We start from the raw sequence: 12,343 nt of genomic DNA on the forward strand, positions 1-12,343 counted from the left end.
GATTTATTATGGCCTAAAATTATGAGCGTGCTTATGGTCATTTAGAGGAGTAGCCAATAAAAAAGTCATTCTCATTGGCTCTTCGCAGTATGATTTACGCAGGCGTAGTGATCGACGTATTTGCCTCTACGCGCTCTAAAATGACAGTGGTCGATTTGTACGCTGGGATATGAGAATCTGGCGCATGTGTCTCTAAATCAAAGAGATCATTGCACTCAGGATAGTAAGCGGCAACAGCGTTAGAGGCAATATCCATCTCGCTTAATACCAATGGGCCTAATACGCGTGGTTGCTCTAGGCTATCTTTAGCACGCTGGCGAGTGACCATAACACGGTCACCTTTTTGCCAACCTAAACGACTTATTTCATCAGGATGCATGAATAGCACGTCACGGCGATCCGTTTGACGATAGCGGTCTTTAAACCCAAAAATCATAGTGTTGAATTGATCGTGGCTACGGACACTGGTCAATTGCCAAACCTTTTGCGCTGTATTTTCGATATCATCGATATCGTTTGCAGCTGCCATTTGTGCGGCGACAAAAGTAATCGGATATTGTGGTACTTCAAACTGAGCTTTGCCGCTCTCGGTATTCCATACACGATGACGCGCCGCATGATACAAATGAAAGCCACGCTCAGAGGTGCGAATACGCTGATTAAAGTCTTCAAATCCATTAATGGCTTGAGCGATATAGTTTCGAATAATATCGAAATCCTCACTCATCGCAAGCCAAGGAATAGACGTATCGGCGCCGAGTACATGGGTCGCAATATCCGCTACGATTTGCGCTTCAGATTTTAAAGTGTCGCTAACAGGTTTGAGCTTACCTTGAGTAGGTACGATCTGACACATAGAGTCTTCGATAGTGGCAAACTGCTCACCCTTTGTTGTGACAATACGTTCGGTACGGCCTAAGCAAGGTAGGATCAAATTGTTTGCACCGGGGTATAGCATAGTTTCATTGAGCTTAGTACCGACAAATATATTAAGCTGAGTAGTGGTTAAGGCTTGCTCAATAGCGCTGGTATCAGGGGCGGCCACTGCATAGTTACCACCCATGCCCATAAAGACTTTTAACTTACCTGCGATAAGAGCCTTGGCACCTGTGACGACATCGTAGCCATGCTCTTGCGGCATAGGATGCTCAAACACGTGCTCTAAACTGTCTAGTAAGCTTTTGCTAGGGCGTTCATGGATACCCATGGTGCGATCGCCCTGTACGTTGGAGTGCCCACGCACTGGAGATGCACCAGCACCGTCGATACCAATCATGCCCATCAGCAGGAGCAAGTTGGTAATCATCGCGACATTGTCATCACCTTGCACATGCTGAGTAATGCCCATGCCCCACGTGCAAATCGTTGCTGGACTATCAGCCACTAGCTCAGCGAGATTGATAATATCTGTCTGAGAAATACCGCAGCCAAGTGTGATATCTGACCATGATTGCTCTGTTAGCCACTGTGTGAGAGGTTCAAAGCCTGAGGTATGAGTAGTAATAAAATCATGATTGATTTTATCGTTTTCAATTAACCACTTGGCAATGCCCGTCAATAACGCTGCATCACCGCCGATTTGAATTTGAATAACGTCATCGACCATATCAGCACTTTGACCAGCTGCCATGTGCGTTGGTTTTTGTGGATTTCTAAATTTACTCAGGCCTTGCTCACGCATCGGGTTAATTGAGATGATTCGACAGCCTTGCTCATGAGCATGGGCGAGCATCTCTAACATACGTGGATGGTTAGTCGCTGGGTTTTGCCCAAACATTAATATCAGCTTGGCTTGCTCGAAATCTTCTAGCATCACGGTCGCTTTACCAATACCTAGTTGTCTGCTTAGCATTACTGAGGTTGGCTCGTGACACATGTTTGAGCAATCAGGCAAATTATTGGTACCAAAGCAGCGTACGAACAATTGAAATAAGAAGGCAGGCTCGTTAGTCACACGGCCTGATGTATAAAATAGCGCCTCATCAGGTGAATCAAGCTGTCCTAACTGCTCAGCGATTAAGCTGTAAGCAGCTTCCCAAGGGATAGGAACATAGCGATCTTGCGCCGCATCGTAATACATCGGCTCTGATAAACGTCCACTGTGTTCCAGCTCGTAACCAGTCCATCCCTGTAGTTCAGTGACAGTATGTCTTGCAAAAAACTCGGCATCTGCTTTGTGGGTCATGGTCTCACTGGCAATGACTTTAATGCCGTTTTCACAGACATCGATGGCTTTGTGTGACTTATGGTCAGGCCAAGCACAACCTGGGCAGTCAAATCCGCCTTGCGGCTGATTGCTTTTAAATACACTTATACCGCCGCGCAAAAATGTCTTATAGTCCATTAGCTTTTGGGTAGATGAGATCAGCGCAGGCCAACCAGCAGCAGGGTGGGAGTAAATAGGGATTTTGCGCATGACAGACCTCATAGATAGATGACAATAGCGAAGCTTTAATAGACGATAACTATATAATGGTCAGTGAAAAGTTCATATGATCATTAACTATAGATAACAAAAAACCTCCAAGAAAAATCAATTCTCTTGAAGGTCTTAGAAGTTGTCGGACATGGTTATATTCGACAGGTACAAATTTATAAGTCGTAAGTTATTAGCAGTATAAGCTCAAAACTTAGCTTAAAATCAGGCTATCGTCTTCAACTTTTTCGCCACGTGTTTGCTCAAACATATCGAGTAGATCATGTACGGTCATGCCTTTACGTATGTCACCAGCCACATCTAATACGACTTGACCCTGATGCAGCATAACGGTGCGTGTGCCATGTGCCAATGCTTGTTGCATTGAGTGGGTGACCATCATCGTGGTTAGCTTATTGTCCGTGACAATCTTATCAGTCAATTCTAAGACAAACGCTGCAGTCTTAGGATCGAGAGCTGCAGTATGCTCATCAAGCAGCAAAATCTTAGATGGCTGCAATGATGCCATTAGCAGACTTACTGCCTGACGTTGACCACCAGAGAGCAGACCCATACGATCGGTTAGACGATTTTCTAAACCTAATTTTAAAACGGATAGTTTTTCTCGGAACAAATCACGGTTGTTCTGGTTCAATGCAAACTTCAGACCGCGATTACCGCCACGTTTGTAGGCCAAAGCCATATTTTCTTCAATCGTGAGCGCTTCACAAGTACCGGCCATCGGATCCTGAAAGACACGAGCAACCCAATGCGCACGTTGATGAGCAGATTTCTTAGTTACATCAATGCCATTTAGCAAGATTGAGCCACTATCGACGCGCGTCGTACCGCTTACTGCATTCAAAAAAGTAGATTTACCTGCGCCATTGGTACCAATGACAGTGACAAATTCACCGTCAGCAATGTTTAAGCTGATACCACGTAGGGCAGGGTTTTCGATAGGTGTGCCTGGGTTAAAGGTCAACCGTAAATCAGTGGCTTGCATCATAATCGTTATTCCTTATTGTCTCTTCAAGCGTCGCAAGTGTTATAAATACCTGCTTTAACTGTCATTAGGCGCGAACCTTACGTGATAAAAACTTGGTTTTCGCTTTTGGCAATACTAAGGCTAGTACCACGAGCAATGCGGTAATCAAGTTCAAATCTTGTGGTCCAAAGCCGATACTACGTAGCGTATCGCTTGATAATGCGACCTGAATAAACAGTTTGTACAATACCGCGCCGACAACAACGGCAAAGGTAATCAGCCAAATACGCTTGGCAGGAATGATGGTCTCACCGATGATGACTGCTGCTAGACCGATAACAATCGTGCCGATACCAATCGAGATATCTGCGCCACCCTGAGTCTGAACAAACAGCGCACCTGCTAGAGCAATCAAACCGTTAGAAATAGCCATACCGATGATGGTCATCCAAGAAGTATTGATACCTTGCGCCTGTGCCATTCTTAGGTTTGAGCCAGTAGCGCGCATCGACAGACCTGTCTCGGTGCTATAGAACCAGTTCAAAAATAACATAGCAGCTGCGACAACGACACCGATAATCAGGCAACGCATCCAATAACCATTACCATCAGTCACCAAGGTGCTAAACACTGTGGTTTCACCAAGGAGTGGTAGGTTTGGCGCGCCCATAATGCGTAGGTTGACAGAATATAAGGCAACCATGACCAAAATACTGGCAAGCAGTTGCAAGATGCCAAGTTTGACATGTAGCCATGCAGTGACGATACCAGCGACTGAACCTGCTAACATCCCAAAAGCACAGGCCAACCATGGGTTGATACCAGCGATGATAGAAATACCAGCGACTGCGCCACCTAACGGAAAACTACCGTCAGCGGTCAAATCAGGGAAGTCGAGCGTACGAAATGAGATAAGCACACCGAGTGCTACTAGGCCATAAATCAGACCACTTTCAAGCGCACCAAAAAAAGCAATTAAAGACATAAGAGATCAGTAAGTCATAACCAAGTGTCTAGCGTATGGTACCAAGATAAGTAAATGGCAATTGCCAAAATCATCTACCTGCTAAACAGCTAAGCGGTGAATTTAACAGATTAAGCAATCTGCGGTTAGGGTAAACCAAAACATATCACGATTAACAGCGATCATAAGCTACCTTGGTTTGAAGCGATGGTTAAAGGCACTGCAATGCAACCAATAGACCTATCCTCTACTTAACAAGTATCAGATAAATGGCCAGACAAATACAGCACTATTAAACATGCTTGCAAAAAAGACTCTGTTTAGACAAGAAGCCCAGCCTAATGACTCATAGCTGGGTTTCTTATTTAATCATTAGCCGTATATTTAAGGTATGCAACACAGTATTAAGTAGTGTCGCTTTCCTATTTATACCTGCTATTGTGAGCCAAATACAAAGGTGCGTTATTCTACCACTTCTTTAGCTTTATCGATAACCGCTTGTGGCAATGTGATGCCTTCTTCTTTAGCGTGTTTTGGACTGACGTATAGATCAAGCGCTTGTGGAGTATAAACAGGGATAGCGCCTGCTTTTTCACCGTTTAAGATACGTACGACAATTTTACCAGTTTCGCGGCCAAGCTCATAGTAGTTCACGCCTAAGGCAGCAACAGCACCGCGCTCAACTGAGCTAGTGTCTGAGGCAATGAGAGGAATCTTACTTTGTTTAGCGATTTGATAAAGTGACTCGTACGCTGATACCACGTTGTTGTCAGTTGAAGTGTAGATCATATCGACCTTACCTTCGAGACTACGCGCTGCCATCGCAATATCATTACTACGCTGTGCAGGCGCTTCTAATACATTGATACCGAGTGGTGTTAGCTTCTCTTTTAGATTTTTTAAGATAATCGTTGAGTTGACTTCACCTGGGCTATAGACATAGCCGACGTTCTTTAGTGATGGAATGATTTGACGCATCAAATCAATCTGTGGCTCATACGGTAGGGCATCTGATGCGCCTGTCACATTGGTGCCAGAACCATCTAACTTAGGTACCAGTTTTGCGGCTACTGGATCAGTAACTGCTGAGAATACCAATGGAATGCTGCTAGTAGAAGCGGCAACAGACTGCGCAGACGGTGTTGCAATAGCGACGATAACGTCTGGCGCATCAGCGACAAATTGCTTGGCAATCTGACCAGCAGTAGCAGTGTTTCCTTGCGCGCTTTGGAAGTTAACCGTTAAGTTTTCACCGTCTTTAAATCCTGCTTCGTTTAGCTCGTCGATGACACCTTTACGTACATCATCAAGCGCTGGATGTTCAACGATAGCGGTAATAGCAACGGTCTTCATAGCTGTCGCTGCATCACCACTAGCGGCAGCATCAGTGGAGCCATCATCTTGCGCTGATTGGTTACAACCAGTCAAGATAGCCGTACATACACCGCCTAATAATAAAGCCTTACCGAAATTAAAACGACCAAAACGATTTTGAGACAACATGGGTCTTACTCCTAAAATAATAGTGTGTCCGTACACTATATAAATAATTGACGAGCTAATAGATAGCTTACTACTTTTTATTTGGTTTCGGCATCAATATCAACATTGATGGCGTTTTTTAGTAACTCTGCTGGCAAACTGACACCTTGTGTTTTGGCATGCTTAGGACTGACATATAAGGTCAGATCATTCATGACTTCAGGTTTGATGGTGTTAACCGCTTCGCCATTTAACACGCGATATACCATCTTGCCAGTAGTACGACCAAAATCATAGTCATTAACACCAAGCGCAGCAGTCGCGCCGCGTTTTACACTGAATTCATCAGACGCGATAATCGGTAACTTGAGCTCATTTGCTGCTTGGGTCATGGCCTCAAAGGCAGAGGCAACATTGTTGTCAAATGAGGTGTAGATGATATCGGCACGTCCTTGCAAACTGCGCGTCGCCATACCGATGTCCGTTGGACGATTGGCAGGAATGTCTAATAGTGACAGACCTCGTGCTGGCAGAGCTTGTTTTAGGTTCTCACGCAATGACACTGAGTTTGCTTCGCCTGGGCTATAGACATAACCGATGGTCTTTAAGTCAGGCTTTATCTGCTGTAACAAATCCAATTGCGGCTCTAATGGCAGCTGGCTTGATAGTCCAGTCAAATTGCTTTGAAAAGGCTTGCCATCTGCTGTGATGAGCTTGGCACCTAGCGGATCTGATACAGCGGTGTAAATAATAGGGATAGTGGTGGTCGCGGCTACCACTGACTGCGCAGAAGGTGTTGAGATTGCTACGATCGCATCAGGATTGTCTCCTGCAAATTGCTTGGCAATCTGTCCTGCAGTCGCTGTGTTTCCTTGCGCACTTTGAAAGTTAACAGTTAGGTTTTGACCTTCGACATAACCGTTATCAGCCAACTCATCAATAATACCACGGCGCATATCATCTAATGATGGATGCTCAACGATTTGAGTAATGGCAATAGATTTGGCAGGTTTGTCTGTAGCCGTGCTATTTTCAGCAGTCGCTGCGGTCTCAGTAGAGGAGTTTGAGCAGCCGATTAGTCCAAGTGTGCTAATGGCACTAAGAGCAACGCCATATAGGCTTAAGCGTAGAGTAGAAGCGATAGTCATTATTAGGTTAACTCATAGGTTATATCAATCGCGAAAACCAAGTAGATACGGCCAGACTGACTAAGCCTACTAACTTATATAGTAGTGATTTTGCTCATCTGTCTGGTGTACTTTGGTTTTTTACCATGATATTGAAGAATGCAGATTAGCCAAGTCAATGCTATGTTGATGCTGAGATAGCAGGCTAACAATTAAATAAAGTAATCGTTCCATCGATTATTATGTTCATATTATGACAGTAATGTAAGTTATCGCAATAAGAAATTAATGTGTAGCGGTCATGGTGATGGATAATAAAAAAATCATCACTTCTTTTTATCTTATCAAGACGCGTGAGGCATTGAAGCTCTTATGTAGATCTGAATATAACGGATGCCACTAGGGTACTTTTGTTTGCTCAAACCATATGCAAAAGGCTTACATCCTAGCAACGCATCTATTACGTACTCACTTCATAATTAACGTAAGCTAATTTTCATACGAGAAACATGATAATTCTAAGGATAATCCAGTCATTTTGGTGACATTGTGCTGCCATAGTGGATATGAAATAGTCCTATAACTTATCTAACTTTTTCGAATGACTATTTTAAGGATAATATTATGAACACTGCTAATCTCAAATTATTAACCATCGCCGGTATCACTGCTACTTCTTTGATTGGATTGCCTGCTATGGCAAAAGATGGTCATGGAAACGGGCACGGTAACGGACATGGTAATAGCAAAGGTAACTCTGCGCATGTCAGTAAAAATTATAAGCATAATGGTAATGCCCACCCAAGTATCAACGCTTATCGCAATGCTAGCCCGAATGCTTCGTTCAAGCGTGATCTTGATAGATACGGTTATAGAGTAGTCGGCAAGATTGATAGAAGGGATTATGACCGTTCTGTCGTTTTAGACCGTTATGATGACCGTTACGTTCGTATTCGTACGCCAGAAAATAACATTGTGACGGTGATTAATGATACGTTGCAGATTATCGATATTTTGAGTAGATAAGGATTTTGAGCAGATAAATACAAGGCTTGGTTTTTAGTCATTTGCTAAATCAATCATAAAAAAAGATGCCACTTAGGGCATCTTTCTTTTATTTTTTAATGTTAAAAATAACCGTTAAGCCAATACGTTGCCAACAACACAAGCATCCGGTAAGGTAACGACTGTTAAGCCTGTCTTTGGCTCGCCAGTTGACAATACCATACCTTCTGATATGCCAAATTTCATCTTACGCGGGGCAAGGTTGGTCACGCAAATGACTTTCTTATTAATCAATTGCTCAGGCTCATAAAACTTACGAATACCGCTAAACACGTTGCGTGGTTTGTCTTCACCAACATCTAGCGTGAACTGTAGTAACTTATCAGCACCTTCTACATGGTTACACTCTAAAACGTGTGCGACTTTCATCTCGACTTTGGCAAAGTCTTCGATACCAATATAGTCAGTTTGCTCAGCATCCGCATTTGTTGCAGGTGCTTTTTCTTTTGCGGCAGGCTTGCTATTGTCAGGCACAGCAGGAGCATCTGCTTGAGTTAAGGATGCTTTAGAATCTTCTACCATTGCTTCAATATCTTTTTCTTCGATACGCTGCATCAGTGGTTTGAACTTATTGATTTTATGACCTAGTAACCACTCATTACGACTGGCAAAACTTAAATCATCAAGGTTCAAAAACTCTTTAGCATTATTAGTCAGCTCAGGTAATACTGGCGCAAGATAGACCATCAATTGACGGAAAATATTGATAGCGACCGAGCAGACGTCTTGAACTTCTTGCTCAGTACCCTCCAATTTCGCTAGTGACCATGGTTTTTTGGCATCGATATATTCGTTAGCTTTGTCCGCACATTGCATGATTAGGCGCATAGCACGCGAGAATTCACGATTCTCATAAGCAGCAGCAATCTCATCGCCCGTTTTGGTGATGTCTTCTAACAGCTCTGACTCGACGCAAACTTCTGACAGCATACCGTCGTACTTCTTAACCAAGAATCCTGCACTACGACTGGCGATATTGACGACTTTGCCAACCAAGTCAGAGTTGACCTTTTGCATAAAGTCTTCTAAATCTAAGTTGATGTCTTCAACTTTATCAGACAGTTTACTGGCGAAATAATAACGCAGGTATTCAGGATGTAAGTGCTCAGCATACGTCTCGGCCTTAATGAAAGTACCGCGTGACTTACTCATTTTTTCACCATTGACCATCAAGAAGCCATGGGCAAAGACGCCAGTCGGTGTACGGTATTCGCTACCAGCTAGCATAGCTGGCCAAAACAAGGCATGGAAGTAAACGATGTCTTTACCGATAAAGTGATAAACTTCGGTTTTGTGCTCGTTTTCTTGTGCCCAGTAGCGGTCAAAATCAAGCGCTTGGTCTGTCCCTGCACGCTTATCACATAGGTTTTTAAAGCTTGCCATGTAGCCAACTGGCGCATCTAGCCACACATAAAAGTATTTGTCTGGCTCATCACTTGGGGTATCTGGAATTTGGAAACCGAAGTAGGGGGCGTCACGCGAGATATCCCAGCTGGCAAGTCCTGCCTCAAACCATTCTTGCAGTTTATTAGCGACTGAGGTTTGCAAACGGTTGTCACTGCGCGTCCAGTCTTTTAGGAACTGTTCAAACTCTGGCAAATTAAAGAAATAATGCTTAGAGGTTTTGAGCACAGGCGTTGCATTAGACAGTGTCGAGTGCGGGTCTTTTAGATCCGTTGCATCGTAAGTGGTGCCACATACTTCACAGTTATCGCCGTACTGGTCTGGTGAATCACACTCTGGGCAAGTCCCTTTGACAAAGCGATCCGCTAAGAATAATTGCTTTTCAGGATCAAACAGCTGCTCGACATCTTTTGTGCTGATATGACCAGCATCATTTAGACGACGATAAATCAGCTCAGAAAACTGTTTGTTTTCTTCTGAATGAGTGCTGTGGTAATTATCAAAGTTGATAAGGAATTTTGAGAAATCCGCTTCATGTGAGGCTTTAACTGAGGCAATTTGTTCCTCTGGTGTTACGCCATTGGCCTCTGCTTTGAGCATGATTGCCGTACCGTGTGCATCATCCGCGCAGACATAGGTGACCTGATGGCCTTGCGCTTTCATCGCACGCACCCAAATGTCGGTCTGAATATACTCTACAAGATGCCCCAAATGGATATAGCCATTGGCGTAGGGCAGCGCACTGGTTACTAGAATCTCACGCACAAAATCACCTATATTTTTATATAAACGGGTTAGTTATCGAATATCGCAAGCGGTTCATCGCTCATCGATGCGACATCGTTAATGCTAAAAACTTCTAAAAATAATAAAAATTCAAAAAGTGTGCCTATGATACCGTAAATCAAATAAATTTGTGATATTCCTTGGTAATTACTTCTCATTTGGCAGGCATTTATTAACCATAAACAATAGCCTTACATTAAATCTGATGGTTATAGAATGGTTATCAATCGACCATGAAAAAACCCACCAAGCAGTATGCCGAGTGGGTTTTTTACTTATCCATTATTCGCTTAGATACCAGTAGTTAGTCATAATAAATAGCTAAGTGACTAAATGATTAAATGATTAAATGACTAAGCTAACTTAGAATGAACCGAACATCGTACCTAAAATAATAACAGCGACCACAGCGACCAATGGAATGACCATTGTAACCATCGCCAAGTTCAAATAAGACTGCTTATGGGTCAGACCACAAATCGCTAGCAAGGTGATGACAGCGCCACTGTGCGGAAGCGTATCGAGACCACCTGCCGCCATGACGGCTACGCGGTGCATAAGCTCAGGGTCGATACCGGCATTGACCGCCATTCTTAGATAATCTTCACCTAATGTCGACAGCGCAATACTCAAACCACCAGAAGATGAACCTGTGATACCAGCGAGCGTGGTCATAGCGACCGCTTCCGAGATCAAAGGGTTGTCAGGGTTTAGGTTTAGGATGCTATCACGAATGATAAGGAAGCCTGCGAGCGACGCGATAACCGCACCGTAACCCACTTCTGATGCAGTATTAAAAATCGGCAACATAGAATCATAAGTACCACGGTTAATGGTTTTTTGTAGATTATTCCAATGTCCGATACGCAGCAGGATTAACACCACACAAGCCACGACCAACGAGATAATAATTGACCATAACCCAAGTGAGCCTGCGATATTCAAGTCTGGGAACTGAGTTTGTAGACTGCTGAAATCTATCGATGGGAATACCACATAGGTCAATAGAGCGTTCAAGCCAATGACCAATACAAGTGGAATCATTGCAATGGTAAAAGAAGTATGGTGAGTGTTTAATACCTCAGCTTCTTTTGCCGTTGCGCCAACGCCGCCTACATCCTCTTCGTCATGCTGACCATAACCTTCGCCCGCTGCATTGGCTTTTCTGGCGCGTGACTGAAGCCACATCCAACCACAGACAAACATGATCGTACCACCGATGATGCCCAAAATAGGCGCGGCAAATACGTTGGTGTTGTAGTAAGGAATTGGAATAGCGTTCTGGATAGCTGGCGTGCCTGGCAGTGCAGTCATCGTAAACGTAAATGACCCTAAGGCAATCGCTGCTGGAATCAAACGTTTTGGAATATCTGCTGCTCTAAACAAGTCCTTAGCGATTGGATAGATGGCAAAAGCTACAACGAATAACGATACGCCGCCATAGGTCAAAATAGCACAGACCAAAATCACCGCAAGGATGGCTTTGCTAGCACCGAGTTTTTCGACGACCGTATTGGCAATGGCAGTTGCTGCGCCAGAATCTGCCATTAGGCGTCCAAATAGTGCGCCTAGCAAGAATATCGGGAAGAATTTAAGTAAGAATCCACTCAACGCGCCCATAAAGACATCGGTATAAGCGGGAATGGTGCTTAAGAAGTCACCTGACAGTAAGACTGCTAGTGTCGCCATAATCGGTGCTAGGATCAGCACAGAATAACCGCGATAAGCAAAGAACATGAGTAATAATAGGGTAATGACAATAGCAAGTGTACTAAACATGACGGCCCTCCTTGGCAAAAAAATAAGGCAGCGAGTATGCCGTGCTTGTCGATGTAGGTCAATAAAATTAATCAAAATAAGCCTATTTCGTCTGTTTTATCAAACATAAATCTAGACTTATAGACTGCTAACCATTAATATCTCGACAATTTAACTCCTACACAGCCTTGACTCACATGCGCTGATGGTTATTTTCTAGTCGCTACGAAAATAATATGTTAAGTTAGCACAAGTGTTTCACGCATGATATAGCGAGATAGAATGTATTGTTATGAATGCTAATATAAAATATAATGCTTGCCCTATTCAGATGTGGTGGCAATAACCGCCCT

8 protein-coding genes are annotated in these 12,343 nt (G+C 43.6%); 1 reads left to right on the forward strand and 7 read right to left on the reverse strand.

The window, feature by feature from the left end:
* Positions 1-94: 94 nt before the first annotated feature.
* From ACQKCP_RS01185 to ACQKCP_RS01205, 5 genes are all read right to left on the reverse strand, one after another.
* A complete protein-coding gene (locus tag ACQKCP_RS01185; RefSeq protein ID WP_427610974.1) occupies positions 95-2,416 on the reverse strand; it encodes an FdhF/YdeP family oxidoreductase in 2,322 nt (773 codons plus the stop codon).
* A gap of 214 nt (positions 2,417-2,630) precedes the next feature.
* Positions 2,631-3,425 (reverse strand): ABC transporter ATP-binding protein, encoded by a 795-nt coding sequence (locus ACQKCP_RS01190; protein WP_057759272.1) that lies wholly within the window; start codon positions 3,423-3,425, stop codon positions 2,631-2,633.
* A 64-nt stretch (positions 3,426-3,489) separates the two neighbouring features.
* Positions 3,490-4,389 (reverse strand): ABC transporter permease, encoded by a 900-nt coding sequence (locus ACQKCP_RS01195; RefSeq protein ID WP_101204314.1) that lies wholly within the window; start codon positions 4,387-4,389, stop codon positions 3,490-3,492.
* Between the two features lie 441 nt (positions 4,390-4,830).
* Complete coding sequence (locus ACQKCP_RS01200) at positions 4,831-5,871, reverse strand: ABC transporter substrate-binding protein (RefSeq protein ID WP_160020900.1); 1,041 nt, start codon at positions 5,869-5,871, stop codon at positions 4,831-4,833.
* A 77-nt stretch (positions 5,872-5,948) separates the two neighbouring features.
* Positions 5,949-6,998 carry an ABC transporter substrate-binding protein gene (locus ACQKCP_RS01205; protein WP_102094939.1) on the reverse strand — a complete coding sequence of 350 codons (1,050 nt, stop codon included), beginning with the start codon at positions 6,996-6,998 and terminating at the stop codon, positions 5,949-5,951.
* 603 nt (positions 6,999-7,601) lie between these two features.
* Between ACQKCP_RS01205 and ACQKCP_RS01210 the strand changes: the two genes are divergently transcribed.
* Positions 7,602-8,003 (forward strand): hypothetical protein, encoded by a 402-nt coding sequence (locus ACQKCP_RS01210; RefSeq protein WP_102094938.1) that lies wholly within the window; start codon positions 7,602-7,604, stop codon positions 8,001-8,003.
* A gap of 114 nt (positions 8,004-8,117) precedes the next feature.
* Here ACQKCP_RS01210 and metG read toward each other — a convergent pair whose 3' ends face one another.
* Positions 8,118-10,211 carry a methionine--tRNA ligase gene (gene metG, locus ACQKCP_RS01215; protein WP_427610975.1) on the reverse strand — a complete coding sequence of 698 codons (2,094 nt, stop codon included), beginning with the start codon at positions 10,209-10,211 and terminating at the stop codon, positions 8,118-8,120.
* 384 nt (positions 10,212-10,595) lie between these two features.
* Positions 10,596-12,011, reverse strand: a complete 1,416-nt coding sequence (locus ACQKCP_RS01220; protein ID WP_394124235.1) for a GntP family permease — start codon at positions 12,009-12,011, stop codon at positions 10,596-10,598.
* Positions 12,012-12,343: the final 332 nt, after the last annotated feature.

It is taken from the genome of Psychrobacter sp. NPDC078631, from assembly GCF_050268165.1.
Taxonomy (GTDB): Bacteria; Pseudomonadota; Gammaproteobacteria; order Pseudomonadales; family Moraxellaceae; genus Psychrobacter.

Coding starts and splice junctions, on each gene's coding strand:
- ACQKCP_RS01185 (WP_427610974.1), bottom strand. CDS start 2,416: ATGCGCAAAATCCCTATTTACTCCCACCCTGCTGCTGGTTGGCCTGCG.
- ACQKCP_RS01190 (WP_057759272.1), bottom strand. CDS start 3,425: ATGATGCAAGCCACTGATTTACGGTTGACCTTTAACCCAGGCACACCT.
- ACQKCP_RS01195 (WP_101204314.1), bottom strand. CDS start 4,389: ATGTCTTTAATTGCTTTTTTTGGTGCGCTTGAAAGTGGTCTGATTTAT.
- ACQKCP_RS01200 (WP_160020900.1), bottom strand. CDS start 5,871: ATGTTGTCTCAAAATCGTTTTGGTCGTTTTAATTTCGGTAAGGCTTTA.
- ACQKCP_RS01205 (WP_102094939.1), bottom strand. CDS start 6,998: ATGACTATCGCTTCTACTCTACGCTTAAGCCTATATGGCGTTGCTCTT.
- ACQKCP_RS01210 (WP_102094938.1), top strand. CDS start 7,602: ATGAACACTGCTAATCTCAAATTATTAACCATCGCCGGTATCACTGCT.
- ACQKCP_RS01220 (WP_394124235.1), bottom strand. CDS start 12,011: ATGTTTAGTACACTTGCTATTGTCATTACCCTATTATTACTCATGTTC.